A 20,642-nucleotide genomic window follows, 5' to 3' on the forward strand; every position below is an offset into this window, starting at 1 on the left:
ATGAAGAAACTTCAAAAGTTTTTTGAAGCGGTAAAAGCCATTTCATCGAAACCGTATTTACTAAATTTGGTGTTGAATGAACAAGGAGTTCAACAAAATAAATTTAAGGAAAAATATCCGGATATTTTGGCATTGCCACAGATAAAACTTCAGGATTTGGATGATAATTTTGAATCTTCGGTAGAGAGTTTCCTCTTGGATGGAAGCTCTCTACCAACGGATTTGGCTTTGTTGAAAACCTTGGCAAAAGGAAAGAAAAGCTATTTCGAAATTGGTACTTGGCGCGGAGAAAGCATTTGGAATGTTGCTAAAAATATTGAAGATTGCACCACGCTAAACCTTGGAGATGAAGAAATGAAGGCCATGAATCTTCCTGAAAAATACATAGAACTCCACGGTTTTTTATCCAAAAAAAATCCAAAAATTCTTCATTTGAAAGGCAATACTTTAACCTTTGATTTCCAGAAACTTCAAAAAAAATACGATCTTATTTTTATCGATGGCGACCACAGTTATGAGATGGTAAAACACGATACCCAAAAGGTTTTTCAACATTTGATCCATGAAAACTCTGTGGTGGTTTGGCACGATTATGCCTACAATCCGGAAAAAATTAGATACGAAGTTTTCCGTGGGATTATGGATGGGACTCCCAAAGAATTTCATCACAAACTGCATCATGTTGCCAATACGATGTGCGCCGTTATGTTGAACGGAAAACAGCAGTTGACCCAGCAGTTTGAAAGTCCAAAAACGCCTGAGGTTTTGTTTAAAATAGACTTGAAAATCAGTAATTTGTAAGGTTTTAATCCATTGAATTTGTGAAATTTCTCATCATCATACCTGCACATAACGAAGAAGAAAATATTTTTTTCTGTCTGAAATCTTTGGAACTTCAAGATTTTCAAAATTTTGATTTGGTGGTGGTCAACGATGGATCAACGGACGATACCGAGGCGATCATTCAAAATTTTATTCAGCAATCGCCCATAAAAGCGAGAATTAAAACTCTGAATTTGGCAGCTTCTGAGCATCAACCCGGAGCAAAAGTCGTGAGGTCGTTCAATGCAGGACTAGAGTCTGCTGACCTTTCGGTTTACGACATCATCTGTAAGTTCGATGCCGATATAATTTTTCCATCCCAATATTTATCGACCATTCATCGTATGTTTACAGAAAATCCTCGATTGGGAATGGCATCGGGAATTGTGAAAATTCTGAAAGAAAAACAAAATGTTCGTAAAATCAACACTGAAATTTTGAATTTTGAAAGCTCAGACGGTTGGGTGTTTGAAAATCTTTCGTCTCCCGATCATGTTCGTGGTCCAATAAAAGCGTATCGAAAAGAATGTTTGTTGAAAATGAACGGTTTGCGACCGGTTTTGGGTTGGGATAATCTGGATGTTATGTTGGCCGAAATGCAGGGGTTTACTACCCAAACCGATAAAAATATTTGGGTGAAACACCTGAGACCTACCGCCTTCAAATACAAAAATCAAAAGGCTGAAAAATTGGGGGAGTACTTTTATAATTTGGGGTTGAATTTTCCTTTGGCTTTTATTTCTTCGGCAAAATCATCTTGGAAAAATCGTTCTTTTTCGGAGTTGATGATCACCATGAATAGCTTTTTAAAGCAAAAGCACAATCGAGTTTTAAGCTCGGAAGAAATGGACTTTATCCGAAATTTGAGATGGAAAAAAATGTGGAATAAATTTTAAATCAATCAAAATAAATAGTATTTACAATGAAAAAAGCAAAATTAATAGCAGCAGGTTTGGTAATGGGACTGATCGTTTTTAGCTGTAATAAAACCGAAAATCATGCAGGACACGAAACGCACGAAACGCATGACAATCATGCAACCGATGAAAAGGAAGCTGGCATAGAACTGAATAACGGTGAGAAATGGAAGGTGAATGAAGAAATGAAACCTTTTATTTTGGAAAGCGAAACCATTGTAAATGACTTTGTTTCGCAAAATAAAAACGATTACAAGATGTTGGCAAAAGAAATTACCATAAAAAATGATGAGTTGATCAACAGCTGCACCATGGATGGAAAAAGCCACGATGAATTGCATAAATGGCTGGCACCGCATTTGGAATTGGTAGAGAAATTAGGTGCTTCCGATGATGCTGAAGCCAAAGAATTGGTATCAAAACTGGCCGATTCTTATAAAACCTACCACGAGTATTTTCAATAAAATTTTAAGAAAATAATAAATTAAGCTCCACGGAAGTGGAGCTTTTTATAGCTTTGTGAAAATTGTTTTTTTTGAGAAAAATTGCCTACATAGAACTGGATACCCATGCCGAAATTGCCACTAATTTCATGGAATTGGCTCAGGAATTTCACGCCGTGGAGATGGATTTTTATCTTTCGGAAAAGATCGTCCGTTTGTTGCCGGAAAAGTTAAAACACAAGGCAATACTTTGCAATTCCGAAACCATTTTAGGCATGCTCAATCGGAAAAAATACGATGAGGTTATTGTTGGGACGGTTCATCGGTATTTCTCTACTTTCCTTGAGATTACCAAGCTGTTTTCGACTTCTGTTTTGGTTCATAATGCGTGTTTTATTAATCTTTCAAGAGTTCAGCTTTTTATAAATTGTTGGAAAAAAGAACAGGTCTATCGATTGAAATTGCTTTTGAAAGAAGGGCTTTTATCATCAACAAAAATTTATCAAAATGCAAAAAGACTTTTGGTTTTGGACGGTGGTATTGATCTTATTTCAACTGAACTGAATGCAAAAAAAGAAAGCATTTCTCTCTTTTTTAATGAGTTTTTTAAGGAAAAACCTTCGAAGTTGAAAGTGGTTGTTCCGGGGACGGTTTCGCAACAAAGGAGAGATTATCATCGTGTTTTTTCATCGGTTAAAACCTTTAAAACCCCTATGGAAATTGTGTTTCTCGGAAAGGCAATGGACGAAGAATTGAACGCTTTAAAGAAATTAAACCAAGAATTGCCAGAAGAAATTTCTATAAAATTTTTCGAAACCAAAGTGCCCGATGTCGATTTTCGAGAAGAGATGTCCAACGCCTCGGTTTTGTGGTGCCCACTCCAACTCCATGTCGATTTTTTTAGTCAAAAAGAAACCTACGGAAGCAGTAAAATTTCTGGAAATGTGGGCGATGCCATAAAGTTTGGCGTTCCGGCTATTTTTCCGGCTTCGTACAAGAATGCTTATTCTTTTATCTTTACAGAAAGGGAAGATGTTGAGAAGCAAATTATCGATTTGACAAATTTTTCAGAAGATTTTAGCTTAAATTTCAACCGCAGGACCATTGCAGGACCATTGGAAAAAGTTTTGTTGTCGTTGTAATTTCTTTTTTCTTAACTTGTCTTCATAATTTTCATCATGCCTTTCAAAGAAAAAGTCATCTCCATTTTGCCCATCAAATACATTACGATTTCAAAGGATTATCCTTTGGATTATTGTCTGCCGGTGTACCATACGGTTTCGGATAGGGATTTGCCGCATCTGAAGCACATCATTCGTTACAAAAACAAAAAGCAATTTTTAGCAGATTTGGATGTGCTTTCTAAAAATTTCCAGTGGGTGACTTGGGACGAGTTCAAAGATTTTGTTCAGGGAAAATTCAAAGCGAAAAAGAAAGTAGCCCTTTTGACTTTTGACGATGGATTGAGGGATTTCAAAGAGGTTGTCGCCCCCATTTTGTACGAAAAGGGAATTTTTGCCATCAATTACATCAATCCTCAATTTGTTGATAACCACGACTTGTCTTTTCGTTGCAAAGCCTCTTTGCTGGTGGATGTTCTTTTGAAATCCAAAACGATCCACCCAGAAATTTTCAATTTATTGGGCTTTAAACAAGAAAATCCTAAGAAAATAGCAGCCAAAATTTTGTCCATTTCTTACGCTAATCAGTCGGTTTTAGACGGTTTGGCTCCTTTGGTAAATGTTAATTTTTCTGAATTTTTGAAGCAAGAAAAACCGTATTTGTCGTTTGCAGAAATTCAGGATTTGTCCAAGTTGGGTTTTCAATTTGGTGCACACAGTTGGGATCATCCTTTGTATGGCGAACTGAATTTGGAAGAGCAACTTTGGCAAAGTCAAAACTGTTTTGAATACTTGAAAACAGAAGGACTTCACACGGAGTCCTTTGCCTTTCCATTCACCGATTTTGGTGTAGAAAAAGTTTTTTTTGATGCGCTTTTTTCTCGTGAGCCCGATCTGTTTTGTACCTTCGGAGCGGCAGGGATAAAATTGGACAGCATCGAGAGAAATTTTCATCGAATACCGATGGAAAATGGAAAGGGTGCAGAGGAAATTTTAAAAGAAGAAATTGCCTATTTTCGAGTGAAAAAACTTTTTGGGAAAAATACGATATTTAGAAGATGATTCGATTAGAAACTTTTTGTAAATCCGAATTGGTGCATTTGCTGAACTCCGATAGATTCAGACTTTTTCCGTTTTTACCCATCACCGATTTTAGAGCTCAATCTCAATGCCGAAATCCCAAAGCCACGGAGGACGATGTTTTGTTGATTTTGGCTTTTGCCGATCATCAACTTGCAGGATATTTGGGGATTCTACCGGATGAAATTTTTGTTGAAGGCACCCCACAGAAGATGGGCTGGTTCAGTACGATATATGTCAATCCGCAGTTTAGAGGTCAGAAAATTGCACAAAAAATGATGGATCTTGCTTTTAACTTGTACGATGGGAAGGTGGTTTTAACAGAATTTACACCTGAAGCCGAGAGACTTTTTAGCAAAACCAAAGCACTGCAATACGGAAAGTCCAAATTGGGAAAACGGTACTATTTTTCATTCGGTATCGATGAAATTTTACCTCAAAAATTTTCATTTTTTCATAAGATCAAACCGTTTTTAACCCAAGCAAATTCCGTTTTGGACGGGTGTTATGCTCTTCTTAAAAAGAAAGAAAATCCGGGTTTACATCTCATTGAAATGCAAAAAGAAGTGGATGCTGAAAGTGCATTGTTTTTACAAAATTTTCCATCCATAAGAAATGCAGATGATTTGAATTGGATCATGAAAAATCCTTGGGTTGTGGAAGGTAATCAGCCTATAAAGGCTTATAGTTTTTCGTCTTTTGCCAAAAGTATGGACTTTTTTTGGGTTAAAATTTTCTCTGCCGATCGTCAATTAAAGGCTTGTGCTATGCTGTCTTTAAGAGATGGACATCTGAAAATACCGTATCTTTTTACGAAGCAAAATTTGAAAGATTTCACACATTTCCTCAACGGTTTTATTCAAGAGCATAAGGTGAAATTTTTGACTTGTTACCATGACGAACTCAACCGTTGTATTTCTGAAAATCGTTTCCCAAAGCTGTTTTCAAAAGATTTTGAAAGGCGATATTTTTTTCATGAAAACTTTGTAAATGCTATTTCTATAAAAGAAAATCTCCATTTCCAAGATGGAGACGGAGATTGGGTTTTTACATAGACTCATCAGCTGTTTTGATTATTTTTGGTTGAGTTGTTTTTTTTTTCTTGTGTTTTATTTTTTTTGCTGTGTATTTTAAATAAAGAATATCGTTTTGGATATGAAATTACTTTTTTTTACCCTTTTTTCTTTTGCTTCGATGGTTTATGCTCAAAAGAGCTTTAAAGTGGTATATGAAGCCGATTATAGACTAGTATATAAAGATTTAAAAAACACTGACTTCCAACAGGAAGAGGCTTTTGCACTTTTAATGAACGAGAGAGAATCCTATTTTAAGAGCATGAATAAATATATTGGTGATTCGTTGAAATTTGAAAAGAAAATCACGGATGTTAGCGATATAAGTTTACACATGAAATACGATACATCATTCCCCGAAAATATTGGGATTACAAGTGGTAAAATTTATGTTACGATTCCAATTTCTGATAAAAATTTTAAATATGAGGAACAGAATGATTTTAATTGGAAACTTCATAATGAGTTCAAAAAGATTGACAAGTACACTTGTCAGAAAGCAACTATAAAAAAATACGGTAGAGTATGGATTGCTTATTTTACAGCTGCAATCCCTTTGCCATTTGGTCCGTATAAATTTAATAAACTTCCTGGGCTTATTTTGGAAGTGTACGATGATAAAGGCGATTATCGATTTGAGATGTACAGTTTTAAAAAGAGAAAGTATTTATGTAAATCTGCCAATATAAATGCGAATGCTAAATTTGTATCCAAATCAAAAATATTTGATTACAAAAGAAATGATATGGCAAATCAAGATAAATACAACGATTATATAGAAGATCCTGAGACTCTAAAATTATTAAAGCAAAAAATCTTGGAAAAATCTAAAAAGTATAATCCTTTAGAACTTGAATTGTAGATTCTATAAATAAGCAGTATTTCTTGATTTAAGAAATACTGCTCGATATTTAATTTGAATTCCTAAGAATAATTCTCAAATTTCGAATTGGTGTAAATGAGCAGTATTTTCCCATAGTTCTTAGTATCCAAAAATCTCCTCCAAACTCAGTTCGGTCAGTTCGCCCAAAGGTTTGATGATATCGGGATCCAGGTTTTCCCTTTTCCCTATAATGGCCGTGTTGTAAGTCAAATGTTGAATTTCGTCTTGGTAAAATGTTGTCAATTGCTCCAAATCCAATTGCTCCACTTCGCGGTACATGTTTTCTCTAAAATCGTGATAAATGCCGAGTTTGTTTAGACTCCTGAAGTTTAGAAACACTTGTGTGCGTACAATTCTGCCGGACTCGATCTGTCTGAGAACTGAGTTTTTGGCATTTTCAAACTGGATTGGGATTTGCGGAAGCTCAGCCATCAATTCGTTCAAAGTTTGTACAGCAATGTGCAATTTGTCGGGTTGCGTTCCGATGTAAGTGCTGATGTAATCGGAGTTTTCTTTTTCCATAGCAGCCATGTAGGATACATAGGTCGAGTAGGCCAAACTCTTACTCTCCCTCATTTCTTGAAAAACAATGGAAGACAGTCCGCGTCCAAAATATTCGTTGTACACATTTATTTTTCCGAAATTTTCAGGATTTACCGTTTTTGCCTTTGCCACCCTGGACATTTCCATTTGCACCATGTCATAATTTACAAAAAATACCTTATCTTCTGTCTTGGGTTCAGGGAATTTTTTAGCCGTTGGAATCCCGAATTTTTCTTTTTTAATGTAGTTGGTAACATGTTTTTTCATGATTTCCGGTTCGGTGCCGTAATAGAAAATTTCGTAGGGATGTTGGAAAATCGTTCTCATTTTTTCGATCAGTTTTTCAACATCAATATTTTGCAAATCTTCATGGCTGATGACTTCCCTCAGTCTGGAATTTTTACCGTATTTGGCATAATTGACCAAGGCAGACATGATGCGGGTTTTGTCTTTTTTAGCGTACGCTCTACTTTCAAAAACGGTTTGTACAAAGTCGTTATACACCTCTTGATCGGCAATAGCATTGTCCAACCAATGTTGCAAAAGTTCGGCTCCGGCACAAAGATTTTCTTCCAAACCGGTCAGGATAATGTACAATTGATTGTTGGAAGTTCTAAAATCATTGGTGATCCCCAATTTGTAAAATTCTTGCCTCAAAGCCTCGGGACTGAAGCAATCGGTACCCAGATATTGTAAATATTGAGTGCTGAGCAAAAGCTCTTTATCGTGATCCGTACCGATTGGGAAAATGTAATGCAACTGCGCAATCCTGTTGTATTGGTTTCGTACAAAAGAGAATTTTTTTCCGGCGATTTCTTCTTCTTCAATGGCTTTTTGATAATCGATGTACTCGGGTTTGGCAATTTCAGTTTTGATGGTTGCTATTTTTTTTGCAAAATCAGATTTGCCTTCCCGGTTGATTTTCACAGGAGTTATTCCTGGATTGTCCACTCGGATCAATTGGTCGTTGGTTGCTTTTTCTTTGTGGACTTCCACAAAATTATTTTTGAAAAAACGATGGGCGAACTCTACAATTTCTTGGTGGCTAATGCTTTCGTACTGTGGTGTTTCGTTCAGTTCGTCTTCCCAAGTTCGGCCTTTTATGTAGGTGTCGTAAAGGGTTGTTGCCAATCCGTCTGCGGTTTCCCAAGATTTGATCCTTTGGGTTTTAAAATCGTTGATGATGGCTTGTAGCAAATCTTCAGAAAATTCTCCTTTTTTGATGCGTTCTATTTGGTTTAAAAGCAATTCTTTGCCTTCGTCTAAACTTTGGTTTTCTTTCGGGATGATGACGGCCGAAAAATATCCATATTGTTTGAAACCCACCGAATACGCCTGTGCCCAAAGTGCTTTTTGTGTTTGGTTAATGTTGATGTCCAACAATCCGGCCTCTCCTTTGTTGGTCAGGATGTTTGCTACCACATCGGCAAGCATCGCCTCTCGACTGCCGTAAGAGTCTGTTCTCCAACCCAAGTGCAATCTGGGATTGGTCGGAGTTTTTACGGTTTTTTTGATGATTTCTGTTTGTGGTTTTTCTTCAATCTTAACTTTTTTGGGAAGTTCTTTATATTCAAAACTTCCAAAATAACGATCGACCAAGGCAATGGTTTTTTCAAAATCCAAATCGCCCACCAAGACCATGGCGTAGTTGTTGGGTACATAAAAGTCATCAAAATATTTATGAATCGCTTTCATGGAAGGGTTTTTCAGATGCTCGGCTTTTCCCAAAGTGGTTTGTTGTCCGTTGGGATGCGTGGGGAACAAGGCTTCCATCAAGGCATAATTGGTCAGTCGGGAGTCGTTGTCTTGCGCGCGGTTAAATTCTTCGTAAACCGCCTCCAATTCGGTATGGAAAAGCCTAAGGGTAATTTCAGAAAATCGTTCTTTTTCGATCATCAACCAGCGCTCCAATTCGTAATTGGGGATGTTGTTTTTGTACACCGTTTCATCCAACCAAGTATGGGCGTTGGTGTTGGTGGCACCAATGGAAGTTATGATTTTGTCGTATTCGTTGGCGATGGCATAGGTGGATGCTTCGTAAGATACGGCATCAATCTCTTTGTAAATTTCCTTTTTCTTTTCCGGATTTTCTTCTTTTTTATGAACTTCAAATAGATCCGAAAGCTGATCGAGCAAAGGTTTTTCTTTTTCCCAATCGGCGGTAGCAATTTTAGAAGTCCCTTTGAACATCATGTGCTCCAGGTAATGGGCAAGTCCGGTATTGTCGGCAGGGTCGTTGTTGCTCCCGGTCTTTACAGGGATGTAGGTCTGGATTTTCGGTGCGTCGAAATTTTGTGCAAGAAACACGGTTAAACCATTTTTTAAAAGGTAGGTTCTCACTCCATTTTCGTCGTTAGAAACTGTGGTGTATGCATATCCGTTGGGGTCGGTATGTTTTTCTATCGTATAATTTTTATTTTCTGACATGTGTTTAAAATTTGAAAAGACTTTTGAAAAATTCTTTGTTTAGGAATTTATCTAACGAATAAATTTTTAAAAAATAGTTGCCAATTCCAATCATCAACACTACACAAAAAGGCTTGTAGATCAAGTTGAAAATCGGATTTTTGAAATCCGGAAGTAAGATGGAAACGGTAATGGCTAAAGTGCAAAGTATGGACACAAAAATCATCTCGATGCTGAGCGGATGTATTTTGAATTTAACAAAATTAAAGATAATTTTTGTTAAATTATAAATTAACAACGATATCGCTGTTGCAAATGCCACACCTACTATTCCCCAACTGGTTTGGAAGATGAAATAGTAATTGAGCGCAATGGTCAATGCAGCTAAAATCAGCATGATGATGATGTTGAATCGGTAATATTTTGATAATGAAATGATATTTCCATTGAAACCCGTAGCCAAATCGACCAAAATGGCTGAACCCAAAATCCACAAAACCGGTTGTGCTTCTCTCAAAAGATTGCCGTTGCCCATAAAATGTGTGAGATAAGGGAAACCCACCAAAATACACGAGAACAATACAGCTCCTAAAAAATATAAGGATAGCGAAGTTTTTTTGTGAAAACGATCCAATTCTTCAAAATTATTTTCGGCGATGCATTTGTTGATGATGGGTGCCGAAATGTTGAAAAGTCCCATTTGAGGAATGGAAATCAGAGAGATCACCGCGAAAAGAGTGGAGTAGATCCCAACGGCTTCCAAGTCAATATTTTCACCAATCATGTAGGTGTCTATCCTTATGGCAATATAATTTCCGATGTTCCCAAGAAAACCATAGAAACTGTAGGACAATATTTCTTTCCACAGATGATCTTTTTTGATGTAATCTTTAGAAAAATCCAGTTTTATAGGTTCTAATTTATTGGCATAAACGGCATATCCAATCATGGACATCACAAACATGGAAAAGAAGAACAACAAAGCTGTATTCTCCAAACCAAGGAAAAAAAACAGGGTGAAAGCACCCAAGTTGGCCACTTTTGGAAAAATATTTTCGAAAATATTGGGGACAACGATCCTCTTGAAATTACTGATGTATTTATTGAAAATTGCAGATAATGACAGTACCAATATCAACGGTAAAATAATGGTTTTGTACAACCATATTTTGGAAGTTTTAAACTCGGGAAATAAAAAATTAATCAAGAAAAAACCACCTATAAAAAGTAGGAAATTAATAAAAATGGCAAGTAAAGATAGGGACAATAAATTCTGATGTTTCCCGGATTTTTGAGCTTGTAAAAAGAATTTGACATTGGCAAAGGAAATCCCAAAAACCACAATTGGAACCATAATTTCCGTGGTGGAAAGGATGAATCTTAGTTGGCCATAAAACTTCATGTCATGGGTGAAGATGAACAACGAAGAAACGGTACCCAGTAGGTATCCTAAATATCCTATTATGCTGTATTTGAATCCTTGTCGGGCTACTACACTCATTGATTTTTATTCTGATCGTTTTTCCTGAAAATTAATTTGCGAAGATACGCATTTGTCGAATTTATGTTGTTTTTTGAAAGATTACTTTATTTTTCTTGATGAATTTTTTCAACTTCATCAAACTCTTGTTCGATGATGTCGTTTTTTTGATAGGTGAATTGCGAAACTACCCAATGCGTAAGGAACGATAAGGTAAATCCAGGGATCAGTTCGTACCAATTTTTGAAAGGGTGGTCAAAATATACCCAAGCCAAAACAGTAATTCCACCCACCAACATTCCGGAAAGAGCACCTTGCATGGTGGATTTTTTATACAACAAAGACAATAAAATAAGAGGTCCAAACGCAGCGCCAAATCCCGCCCAAGCGTTTCCTACCAAGTTCAGGATGCTGTCTCTTGGGGTTAATGAAAGTAAAAGTGCAATGGCTGCTACTATCAATACAGACATTCTACTTACCATCAACATTTTTTTGCTGTCGGCTTTTGGGTTGATGAAGGCCTTGTAAATGTCCTCGGTCAATGAGCTGGAGGTAACCAAAAGTTGTGAAGAAATGGTGCTCATCACGGCTGCAAGAATGGCCGAAAGTAAAAAACCACTCACCAAAGGATGGAACAATGTTCTGGAAAAATATATAAAAATCGTTTCGGCTTCTCGATTGTTGCTATCGAACTTCAGCATGGTGGCATGATCGAATTTTAACAAATAAGCAATCCCAATGAGACCAATAACCAAAGCACCCGCAACAGTAAGTATCATCCAGGTAATGCCAATATTTCTTGCTTTCACCAAATCTTTTGGGTTGTCAATCGCCATAAAACGAACCAGAATATGGGGCTGACCAAAATAACCCAATCCCCAAGCTAAAAGTGAAAGAATGCCCACGAAGGTTGTTCCTTTGAAAAGATCCAGATACTGACTGCCTTTGTTTTCGATGATTGAAATGCTCTCGCCAACACCTCCAATTTCAAAAATAGCAACCAATGGAACGATAACCAAAGCCAAAACCATGATGGTGCCTTGTACAAAATCGGTAAGACTTACGGCTAAAAATCCGCCCAGAAAAGTGTAGAGAACCACCACCAATCCCGTGGCAAAAACTCCGGTGAGGTAGTCCAAACCGAAAGCCGATTCAAATAACTTTCCGCCAGAAACCATTCCGGCAGAGGTGTACAAAGTGAAAAATACCAAGATGAAGATGGACGAAGTGAGCTTTAACAGATGTTTTTTGTCTTTGTATCGGTTCTCAAAAAATACAGGAAGCGTGATGGCATTTTGTGCAATTTCCGTATAAATTCTTAGTCGTGGTGCTACCAAAACATAGTTCATAAAAGCACCAACGGTAAGTCCAATCGCGATCCAAGCACTAGAAAGTCCTGTGAAATACATGGCGCCGGGAAGTCCCATCAAGAGCCAGCCACTCATGTCTGCAGCTCCGGCAGAAAGTGCAGTAACGGCAGCACCCAGTTTTCGGCCACCAATGAGAAATTCCTCGGAATTGGCTGTGGATTTTTTATAAGAATAGACCCCAATTCCCAACATCAGGAGCATGTACAATCCTATGGATATGGCTTCGTAAATTTGCATGGTAAATGATTTTAGACTGTAAAACTACAACTTCAAGCAGTATTTTACCTAATTTATTCGGTTTTTATCGTGGTTTTTATGGCTTTTGAAAAATTTTATTTTTATGGTTTTCATAATTTTTAAGGTAACTTTTTGTTGATGTTTTAATGCCATCGAAAAAAGGTCTTTAGTTGTTTTTTTAGAAGATGGAGGTGGGTTTGTGGACATAAATTAATTGGGAATTTTATAAACTAAATCCTAAATTCCTACATTTGTGAAAAAGTATTTTGCCATGCCAGAAAATATCCAAGAACAGATAGAAAAGCTCAGAAATGAAATTAATTTTTACAATAAAAATTATTATGAATTGGATGAATCTTTGGTTTCCGATTTCGAATTTGATGCCAAACTTTTGGAGCTTCAGAATTTGGAGAAAACACATCCTCAATACGACGATCCCAATTCGCCAACACATCGTGTCGGAGGTGGGATTACAAAAAAATTCCCAACCGTACAGCACGATTTTAGAATGTATTCTTTGGACAATTCTTATGATTTTGAAGACCTTGCCAATTGGGAAAAACGAATTGAAAAATCCTTGGAAGGCGAAAAAGTTGAATTTGTCTGCGAATTAAAATACGACGGTGCATCCATTTCGATACTTTACGAAAACGGAAAATTGACCCAAGCCGTTACCCGAGGTGATGGTTTTCAGGGCGATGAGATTACCGCCAATGTAAGAACTATTTCATCGGTGCCGCTTCAATTGAAAGGCGATTATCCGGAACGATTTTTTATGCGTGGTGAAATTTATTTGGACAGAAAATCTTTTGACCAAATCAATAAAAGTCGCGAAGCTGAAGGATTAGACCCTTTTATGAATCCCCGAAATACGGCCAGTGGAAGTCTGAAACTTCAAGATTCAACCGAGGTTAGAAAAAGAAATCTCACGGCAGTTTTGTATCAATTTATCAATGAAAATTTACCGGCAAAAACCCATTGGAATTTGTTGGAACACGCAAAAAAATGGGGTTTCAAGGTGTCTGAAGATCATGCTAAATTGTGCTCAACACTTGATGAAGTTCAAAGTTTTATCCAGTATTGGGACAAAAAACGCCACAGTTTGGATTTTGATATCGATGGAATTGTGATAAAAGTGAACTCGCTGCAGCAACAGAAAGAATTGGGCTACACCGCCAAATCTCCAAGATGGGCCATGGCTTACAAATTTAAAGCAGAAAAAGTGGAAACCCTTCTGGAGAAAGTGACCTACCAAGTTGGAAGGACCGGAGCAATAACTCCGGTAGCCAATCTTTCGCCGGTTTTGTTGGCCGGGACCATTGTGAAAAGAGCTTCGCTGCACAACGAAGACATCATAAAAAAATTGGATTTACACGAAGGCGACTTTGTTTTTGTGGAAAAAGGTGGTGAGATAATCCCAAAAATTGTCGGTGTCAATTTGGAAAAAAGAAATCCACAATCTCAACCGATTTCCTATGCCTCGCAATGTCCCGAATGCGGAACCCGGCTTGTGAAATTAGAAGATCAAGCGGCTCATTATTGTCCTAACGAATTGCATTGTGCCCCGCAAGTGGTTGGGAAAATGATCCATTTTGTTTCCAGAAAAGCTCTGAATATCGAGAATCTTGGAAGTGAAACCATTGAACAATTGTACAGAGAAGGCTTGGTGGAGAATTATGCAGATTTTTATTCTTTAAAAAAAGAAGCACTTTTGCCTTTGGAAAGAATGGCAGAAAAGTCTGCCCAAAACATTATTGATGCGGTGGAAAAATCCAAAGAGGTTCCGTATGAAAAGGTCTTGTTTGGGATCGGTATCAAACATGTAGGAGAAACCGTTGCCAAAAAATTAGCCAAGAATTTTGCCTCTATCGATTTGTTGAAATCGGCAACCGTGGAAGATTTGATTGCCGTGGAAGATGTTGGCGAAAAAATCGCAGAAAGCATCGTGAATTTCTTGTCCAATGATGAAAATTGGAACATCGTTCAACGGTTAAAATCCTACGGTGTTCAGTTGGAAAAAGGAGAGGTTGAACAAGAACTTTTAAGTGAAGTGTTGATCGGAAAAACCTTTTTGTTCACGGGAAAATTGTCGCTTTTTACCAGAGAACAAGCCGAGGAAATGGTGGAAAACCACGGTGGAAAAAATATTTCGGCGGTGTCCAAAAACCTAAATTATTTGGTGGTGGGCGAAAAGGCAGGAAGTAAACTGAAAAAAGCCCAAGACATCGGAACGATTACCATTTTGGACGAGCAACAATTTTTAGATTTAATAAACAATCAATAAACGAATGTTCCTCATTCTTTAACTTTGGATTATTGAAAATGCAATCATGAGAATCAAAGTTATACTGTTGATGATGAGTGGTGTAATGAATTTTTTATTTTTCTGTATGCATTTTGTGAGCGAGAGTATGAAAAGTATTACAGTGATCAAAATCATCGGAAGGGTAATGATTTCAGCGATAGCATTAAGAAAAGTATTGTAAAAATGAGTGTAGCTCATTAATATTAAAAAAGAAAAATAACAAAACAGTAAAACGCTTATTATGAATGAGGTAGTGCTTTTCATACTGAGATTTTCATCAAATATATAATTTTTAACCTTAACCTTAACCTTAATTTATGTTAAATATTCAATCGTTTTCTTTTAATCCGTTTTCGGAAAACACCTACATTCTATACAACGAAAATAAATATGCTTTTCTAATCGATCCGGGAAACTTTAGTCCACAGGAAACTCAAGTTTTGGAAAAATTCATCCAAGAAAAAGGATTAAACATAAAGAATATCCTGCTGACTCATGCGCATATCGATCATGTTTTGGGTTTGCAATGGGCTTTTGATACCTACAAAGTCCCGGTAATATTGCACGAAATAGAAAAAGAAATTTTGGACAGAAATCCCATGTCGGCAAGGCAATTTGGGTTTGATTTCCAGCCTTTTGTGGGCGATTTATCTTTTATCAATGAAGGCGAAACTTTGACTTTGGATACGGATCGTTTGGATGTTTATTTTGTGCCGGGACATTCGCCGGGCTCTCTGGCGTATCATTGCGCCCTGCAAAATTTTGTGATTTCTGGTGATGTTTTGTTTCAAGGAAGCATCGGCAGAACCGATCTTTACAAAGGCAATCACGAACAATTGTTGACGAGTGTTAGGCAAAAATTGTTTGTACTCCCTGATGAAACCGAAGTTTATTCCGGACATGGGCAGACAACAACCGTTGGTTTTGAAAAAAAACACAATCCATTTTTCTAATGGAAAAGTAAAAAGAAAGGCTGATGGATTTTTATTTCATCAGCCTTTCTTTTTTGATTTTATATAAATGCTATTTTTCTTCGTTTTGTTGGTCGATTTCTTTAAGTTGATCCAGGTTTTTACTCAGTTTTTTTAGGATAATTCCATATAAAACTTTATAATAAATATAGATTAATAAAATGCTGAATAAAGTGGTGAAAACAATGGATAAAATGAGCATCCACCAATTGTAGGATTGTAGATGAAGATCTTGGGATTGGATGTTGTTGAAAATGATGATGGAAATTAACAAGTTAAAAATCACCAAAATAACAATATTGGTTAAGATGAAATATCGAACTGTTTTCTTAAATTCTAAAATCTGAATGATAAACTGTTTGATGTTGGACTGCACCGAGATTTTTTTGTAATTTTTGTAGAACAAAATCACGAAATATCCAGTAATCAACAGATTAAGAATTTTCATTCCGAAGTCCAAATGCGCAATATTGGCTTTCATGATGTTGGTATCGTTCAGTCCTATTTTTTTTGTAATATTGAGTAGGGACTCGCCGCCTTCGCCCCAGATAGCGTAGTATAAAGTAATACCACTGAAAAGTATAAATTCAGCAAGGCTTATCCAGAAAATATATTTTACATAATTTTTGGATTTATGGTTCAGTATTTCTAATATTTCTGAACTGTTGTACAAGCGTTTTTTATCTTGCGCTTGCCAATCTTTTTTAAAGTTATCGATGTCGAAATCAGCCATGTTTTTCCATCAGTTCTTTTAAAGTTTTTTTCAATCTGTTCATTTTCACTCGAGCATTAACCTCGGTAATCCCTAAGTTTTCTGCAATTTCTTTGTACGGGAGATCATCCAAATACATGGTGACAATTGCCCTTTCGATATTGGGCAACATCTTGATGACTTTGTAGAGTAAAGAAACTTGTTGTTCTTTCTCGTCATCGTTTTCGACAAAGTTTTTATAATGCAAGTCGGCCAGTTCGTCCGTTGCCGGGGATTTGGTTTTCTTTCTGAAAAGGGTGATGGCGGTGTTCAGAGCCACACGATACATCCAAGTAGATATTTTTGCTTCACCCTTGTAGCTGCCATAGCTTCGCCACAACTGCAATACAATTTCTTGGAAAAGGTCTTGCTCGTCTTCCAGAGTGTTGGTGTACAATCGGGATACTTTTATGATCAGTCCCTGATTGTTCTTGATGAGTTGTGCAAATTCTTTTTCCTTTGAAGACAATTTTTTTTCGTTTATAAAAACGAAGATAATAAATTTGAAGCGAGAACGACGGATTTTTTGTAAAAAATAAATTTTCGACTTAGAAAAAAACTTACTTTTGCAAGCGCAAGAAAATCGGCTTGTTGATCTTTTCTTAGGAAAGGGTAGGAAAGTCCGGACACCACAGAGCAGCATAAAGGCTAACGGCCTTCCGTAGCGATACGAGGACAAGTGCAACAGAAAGCAAGTACAGTTCGGCTGTAGTGAAACCAGGTAAACTCTATGCGGTGCAATGCTAAGTATATCGTCAGTTAAGGGCAGCTCGTCCGTTGACGAGGGGTAAGCAGCTAGATCGTACGGGTAACCGTGCGGCCAGATAAATAACAAGCACTTCTTTTTTGAAGTACAAAATCCGGCTTATAGATTTTCTTGCTTTTTTGTTAAATTTATACAAATACTTAATTCCAAAATTGGAGTTTATGGAATAAAAAAAGAGTAGAAATTTCTACTCTTTTTTATTAAATATTATTTAGCATTTTTCAATTCGGCTTCTCTCTTTTTGAAGATGTGCTTCAATTCTTTTTCAGTATAAGGTTCTACTTTTGCAATATCTTTTGCATTTGGATCTACCGTACCTGTTATGTTTAGGGTAATTCTGCTTTTTTCTGGGTCGTTAGAGAAAACTTCAATGTTCTTTTTAAAGAAACCGTTGGAAGCCGTGTTGTAACCTACTTTGATAAGAGCTGTTTTCCCAGGTAAGATCGGATCTTTGCTCCATTCCGGAGTTGTACATCCACAAGAAGCCTTTACATTGGATAAGATTAGAGGTTTTTTGCCCGTATTTTTTACTGCAAAATAACGATGTCCATCAGATCCTGTTTTAACGGTTCCGTAGTCATAAGTTTCTCTATCTACTACAATTGTTTGTGCAGATGCAAAAGCAACAGCACCCATCATTGCAAATCCAGCTAATAATTTTTTCATATTCTTTTTAGATTTTTAAATTGTTAATTAATGTTTGACGAGCAAAGTTAAAAATTATTTCAATTTATTCGTTTAATTTTTTTAGTTTGGCTTATTTTTGCAGATATTTTAATTTTTATTTAATTTTTCATGTCTATATCCGAAAAATATAATCCACAAGCTACTGAACAAAAATGGTACCAATATTGGTTGGAAAACCGCTATTTTCATTCAGAACCCAATCAGAAACCACCGTACACCATTGTGATACCACCACCCAATGTAACTGGGATCCTACACATGGGGCATATGCTGAACAACACTTTGCAAGATGTCTTGGTGCGCAGAGCCAGAATGATCGGTTACAACGCTTGTTGGGTACCGGGTACAGACCATGCCTCAATTGCTACAGAAGCCAAAGTAGTAGCAAAACTAAAAGCCGAAGGAATTTCCAAGGATGAAATTGGCAGAGAAGGTTTCTTAAAACACGCTTGGGACTGGACCGAACAATACGGCGGGACCATTTTGGAGCAACTGAAAAAACTAGGTTGCTCTTGCGATTGGGACAGAACCCGCTTTACTCTTGAACCCAAATTATCAGCACAAGTCATCAAATCTTTTGTGGATCTGTACAATAAGGGACTTATCTACCGTGGATACAGAATGGTCAATTGGGATCCTGAAGCCAAAACCAACATCTCCGATGAGGAGGTGATTTTCAAAGAACAAAACGGAAAATTATATTTCTTAAAATACCAAATCGAAGGTTCGGAAGAATATCTTACCGTTGCCACAACCCGTCCCGAAACTATTTTTGGCGATGTGGCCATTTGTGTGAATCCAAGTGATGAAAAATATGCGCACCTAAAAGGTAAAAAGGTGGTTGTACCCATCGTGAACCGCGTTGTCCCCATTATCGAAGACGATTATGTGGATGTAGAATTCGGTACCGGAGCTCTTAAAATAACACCTGCACACGACATCAACGACTACGAAATCGGACAAAAACACAATCTTCCGATGATCGATAGTTTGGACGATGATGCCAATCTGAACGAACACGGCCTCCATTATCAAGGAAAAAATAGATTTGAGGTTAGAAAACAAATAGCCAAAGAATTAGAAGAAAAAAATCTTTTGTTAAAAGCTGAAGATTATGTAAATAAAGTAGGAACTTCCGAAAGAACAGGAGCCGTTATCGAACCTAAAGTTTCTGTACAATGGTTCCTGAAAATGTCAGAAATTGCCAAGCCTGCTCTGGATGTGGTGATGAACGATGAGGTGAAATTTCACCCCGAAAAATTCAAAAATACCTACAAATATTGGATGGAAAACATCCGCGACTGGAATATTTCTCGACAATTGTGGTGGGGACAACAGATCCCTGCGTACTATTATGGTGAAGGCGAGAATGACTTTGTTGTTGCCGAAACTGTTGAAAAAGCACTTGAACTTGCCAAAGTAAAAACGAATAACCCACTGTTAACAACAGACCACCTGAAACAAGATGAAGACGCTTTGGATACTTGGTTCTCTTCATGGTTGTGGCCAATGTCTGTTTTTGATGGAATGAATGAGGATGAAGATCAAAAAGATTTTGATTACTATTTCCCAACATCGGATTTGGTGACCGGACCGGATATTATTTTCTTTTGGGTGGCCAGAATGATCATGGCAGGATTAGAATTTAAAGGAAAAGTACCGTTCAAAAATGTATATTTCACAGGAATTGTAAGGGACAAACAGAGAAGAAAAATGTCCAAATCTTTGGGGAACTCTCCAGATCCTTTGGAACTGATAGAAAAATACGGTGCCGATGGCGTTAGAGTAGGGATTATGTTGAGCTCTTCAGCGGGTAACGATCTTCTTTTTGATGAAGAACTGATGGTTCAAGGACGAAATTTTGCCACCAAAATATGGAATGCTTTCCGATTGATACAAGGTTGGCAAAAAGTGGACAAGCCAGCAACCGAAGCAGAAAATCAAGCGATTTCTTGGTTCGGAAATCAGCTGGATAAAACCATTGTAGAAATAAAAGATCAATTTGAAAAGTTCAGAATTTCTGATGCTTTGCATTTGGTGTATAAATTGATTTGGGACGATTTCTGTGCATGGTATCTAGAAGCCATCAAGCCCAATTATGGTGAAGGTATTTCCCAAGAAGTGTACAACAAAACCATCGTTTATTTTGAAGAACTGATGAAACTGTTGCATCCTTTCATGCCTTTCCTAACCGAAGAATTGTGGCAAAATATTTCTGAAAGATCTACAGAAGAAGCCCTTATCGTTGCACAACAAAAAACCGCCGATGCTTTTGATGCTGTTACTTTGTCCAATTTTGATTTTGCCAAAGAAGTCATCTCCGGAATTAGAAATTACAGACAAAGCAAAGGAATTTCTCCAAGAGAGGCTGTAGAAGTTTATACCAATGCTGCGATTTTTGAAAATCAAGCGGTAATTGAAAAATTAGGAACAATTTCCAAAATTGCATTTGGTGAGAAAACCGATAAGTCTACTTATTCTTTCTTGGTAGGAGCTGTGGAGGTTGCCATTCCGCTGAGTGAAAACTTGGATTTGGAAGAAGAAAAAAAGAAAACCGAAGAAGAAATTGCCTACCTTCAGGGATTCTTGGTGTCGGTAGAAAAGAAACTTTCCAACGAGAAATTTGTTGCGAATGCCAAACCCGAAATTGTAGAAAATGAGCGCAAAAAACAAAAAGATGCTCAGGACAAAATCGTACTTTTAAAAGAAAAACTTCAATCTTTATAGTCTTTTTAAGAGCCATTTATATGGCTCTTTTTAATTCTCAATTATTGATAATGCAGCTGG

The 20,642-nt window shown here is 37.1% G+C and carries 17 protein-coding genes and 1 other RNA gene; 12 read left to right on the top strand and 6 right to left on the bottom strand.

Annotated features, from left to right (window positions below; all coding sequences use genetic code 11):
• From H9Q20_RS09660 to H9Q20_RS09690, 7 genes are all read left to right on the top strand, one after another.
• The gene (locus H9Q20_RS09660) at positions 1–801 is read left to right on the top strand and encodes a class I SAM-dependent methyltransferase (protein WP_187477612.1); all 801 of its coding nucleotides are present in this window, start codon (positions 1–3) and stop codon (positions 799–801) included.
• 20 nt (positions 802–821) lie between these two features.
• Positions 822–1,718, top strand: coding sequence for a glycosyltransferase family 2 protein (locus H9Q20_RS09665; protein WP_124640100.1), 897 nt, complete (start codon positions 822–824; stop codon positions 1,716–1,718).
• Positions 1,719–1,744: 26 nt separating this feature from the next.
• The gene (locus H9Q20_RS09670; protein ID WP_124640098.1) at positions 1,745–2,203 is read left to right on the top strand and encodes a hypothetical protein; all 459 of its coding nucleotides are present in this window, start codon (positions 1,745–1,747) and stop codon (positions 2,201–2,203) included.
• Positions 2,204–2,274: 71 nt separating this feature from the next.
• Positions 2,275–3,324, top strand: coding sequence for a hypothetical protein (locus tag H9Q20_RS09675; RefSeq protein ID WP_187477613.1), 1,050 nt, complete (start codon positions 2,275–2,277; stop codon positions 3,322–3,324).
• Positions 3,325–3,360: 36 nt separating this feature from the next.
• Complete coding sequence (locus H9Q20_RS09680; RefSeq protein WP_124640094.1) at positions 3,361–4,365, top strand: polysaccharide deacetylase family protein; 1,005 nt, start codon at positions 3,361–3,363, stop codon at positions 4,363–4,365.
• Positions 4,362–5,438: a GNAT family N-acetyltransferase gene (locus H9Q20_RS09685; protein ID WP_187477614.1), complete on the top strand. Its 1,077-nt coding sequence runs from the start codon at positions 4,362–4,364 to the stop codon at positions 5,436–5,438. The genes H9Q20_RS09680 and H9Q20_RS09685 overlap by 4 nt, the downstream gene beginning before the upstream one ends.
• 100 nt (positions 5,439–5,538) lie before the next feature.
• Complete coding sequence (locus H9Q20_RS09690; protein WP_124640090.1) at positions 5,539–6,318, top strand: GLPGLI family protein; 780 nt, start codon at positions 5,539–5,541, stop codon at positions 6,316–6,318.
• Between the two features lie 120 nt (positions 6,319–6,438).
• Here the strand turns inward: H9Q20_RS09690 and H9Q20_RS09695 are convergent, their stop codons facing one another.
• From H9Q20_RS09695 to putP, 3 genes are all read right to left on the bottom strand, one after another.
• A complete protein-coding gene (locus H9Q20_RS09695; protein WP_187477615.1) occupies positions 6,439–9,309 on the bottom strand; it encodes a M16 family metallopeptidase in 2,871 nt (956 codons plus the stop codon).
• Between the two features lie 4 nt (positions 9,310–9,313).
• Positions 9,314–10,789: a lipopolysaccharide biosynthesis protein gene (locus tag H9Q20_RS09700; protein ID WP_124640086.1), complete on the bottom strand. Its 1,476-nt coding sequence runs from the start codon at positions 10,787–10,789 to the stop codon at positions 9,314–9,316.
• Between the two features lie 86 nt (positions 10,790–10,875).
• Positions 10,876–12,375, bottom strand: coding sequence for a sodium/proline symporter PutP (gene putP / locus H9Q20_RS09705; protein ID WP_124640084.1), 1,500 nt, complete (start codon positions 12,373–12,375; stop codon positions 10,876–10,878).
• Between the two features lie 271 nt (positions 12,376–12,646).
• Between putP and ligA the strand changes: the two genes are divergently transcribed.
• The 3 genes from ligA to H9Q20_RS09720 all read left to right on the top strand — a co-directional run bounded on the left by ligA (position 12,647) and on the right by H9Q20_RS09720 (position 15,633).
• Entirely contained in the window at positions 12,647–14,659 is a 2,013-nt protein-coding gene (gene ligA / locus H9Q20_RS09710) for an NAD-dependent DNA ligase LigA (RefSeq protein WP_187478608.1), read from the top strand.
• A 46-nt stretch (positions 14,660–14,705) separates the two neighbouring features.
• Complete coding sequence (locus tag H9Q20_RS09715) at positions 14,706–14,861, top strand: hypothetical protein (protein ID WP_187477616.1); 156 nt, start codon at positions 14,706–14,708, stop codon at positions 14,859–14,861.
• 136 nt (positions 14,862–14,997) lie between these two features.
• Positions 14,998–15,633 (top strand): MBL fold metallo-hydrolase, encoded by a 636-nt coding sequence (locus H9Q20_RS09720; protein WP_124640082.1) that lies wholly within the window; start codon positions 14,998–15,000, stop codon positions 15,631–15,633.
• 70 nt (positions 15,634–15,703) lie between these two features.
• Here H9Q20_RS09720 and H9Q20_RS09725 read toward each other — a convergent pair whose 3' ends face one another.
• Positions 15,704–16,384: a beta-carotene 15,15'-monooxygenase gene (locus H9Q20_RS09725; RefSeq protein ID WP_124640080.1), complete on the bottom strand. Its 681-nt coding sequence runs from the start codon at positions 16,382–16,384 to the stop codon at positions 15,704–15,706.
• Positions 16,377–16,871, bottom strand: coding sequence for an RNA polymerase sigma factor (locus H9Q20_RS09730; protein WP_124640078.1), 495 nt, complete (start codon positions 16,869–16,871; stop codon positions 16,377–16,379). The genes H9Q20_RS09725 and H9Q20_RS09730 overlap by 8 nt, the downstream gene beginning before the upstream one ends.
• A 106-nt stretch (positions 16,872–16,977) precedes the next feature.
• Here H9Q20_RS09730 and rnpB point away from each other — a divergent pair.
• Positions 16,978–17,286: RNase P RNA component class A (rnpB, locus tag H9Q20_RS09735), an RNA gene on the top strand.
• Between the two features lie 89 nt (positions 17,287–17,375).
• On the opposite strand, the gene H9Q20_RS09740 is transcribed toward rnpB, so the two are convergent.
• Positions 17,376–17,834 (bottom strand): DUF1573 domain-containing protein, encoded by a 459-nt coding sequence (locus tag H9Q20_RS09740; RefSeq protein ID WP_124640076.1) that lies wholly within the window; start codon positions 17,832–17,834, stop codon positions 17,376–17,378.
• Positions 17,835–17,963: 129 nt separating this feature from the next.
• On the opposite strand from H9Q20_RS09740, the gene H9Q20_RS09745 reads away from it, so the two are divergent.
• Entirely contained in the window at positions 17,964–20,582 is a 2,619-nt protein-coding gene (locus tag H9Q20_RS09745) for a valine--tRNA ligase (protein WP_124640073.1), read from the top strand.
• The last annotated feature ends 60 nt before the right edge of the window (positions 20,583–20,642 follow it).

The sequence above is a fragment of the Amniculibacterium sp. G2-70 genome (assembly GCF_014353055.1).
In the GTDB taxonomy this organism is placed as follows: domain Bacteria; phylum Bacteroidota; class Bacteroidia; order Flavobacteriales; family Weeksellaceae; genus Amniculibacterium; species Amniculibacterium aquaticum.

Coding starts and splice junctions, on each gene's coding strand:
- H9Q20_RS09660 (WP_187477612.1), top strand. CDS start 1: ATGAAGAAACTTCAAAAGTTTTTTGAAGCGGTAAAAGCCATTTCATCG.
- H9Q20_RS09670 (WP_124640098.1), top strand. CDS start 1,745: ATGAAAAAAGCAAAATTAATAGCAGCAGGTTTGGTAATGGGACTGATC.
- H9Q20_RS09680 (WP_124640094.1), top strand. CDS start 3,361: ATGCCTTTCAAAGAAAAAGTCATCTCCATTTTGCCCATCAAATACATT.
- H9Q20_RS09685 (WP_187477614.1), top strand. CDS start 4,362: ATGATTCGATTAGAAACTTTTTGTAAATCCGAATTGGTGCATTTGCTG.
- H9Q20_RS09690 (WP_124640090.1), top strand. CDS start 5,539: ATGAAATTACTTTTTTTTACCCTTTTTTCTTTTGCTTCGATGGTTTAT.
- H9Q20_RS09695 (WP_187477615.1), bottom strand. CDS start 9,309: ATGTCAGAAAATAAAAATTATACGATAGAAAAACATACCGACCCCAAC.
- H9Q20_RS09700 (WP_124640086.1), bottom strand. CDS start 10,789: ATGAGTGTAGTAGCCCGACAAGGATTCAAATACAGCATAATAGGATAT.
- putP (WP_124640084.1), bottom strand. CDS start 12,375: ATGCAAATTTACGAAGCCATATCCATAGGATTGTACATGCTCCTGATG.
- ligA (WP_187478608.1), top strand. CDS start 12,647: ATGCCAGAAAATATCCAAGAACAGATAGAAAAGCTCAGAAATGAAATT.
- H9Q20_RS09715 (WP_187477616.1), top strand. CDS start 14,706: ATGAGAATCAAAGTTATACTGTTGATGATGAGTGGTGTAATGAATTTT.
- H9Q20_RS09720 (WP_124640082.1), top strand. CDS start 14,998: ATGTTAAATATTCAATCGTTTTCTTTTAATCCGTTTTCGGAAAACACC.
- H9Q20_RS09725 (WP_124640080.1), bottom strand. CDS start 16,384: ATGGCTGATTTCGACATCGATAACTTTAAAAAAGATTGGCAAGCGCAA.
- H9Q20_RS09740 (WP_124640076.1), bottom strand. CDS start 17,834: ATGAAAAAATTATTAGCTGGATTTGCAATGATGGGTGCTGTTGCTTTT.
- H9Q20_RS09745 (WP_124640073.1), top strand. CDS start 17,964: ATGTCTATATCCGAAAAATATAATCCACAAGCTACTGAACAAAAATGG.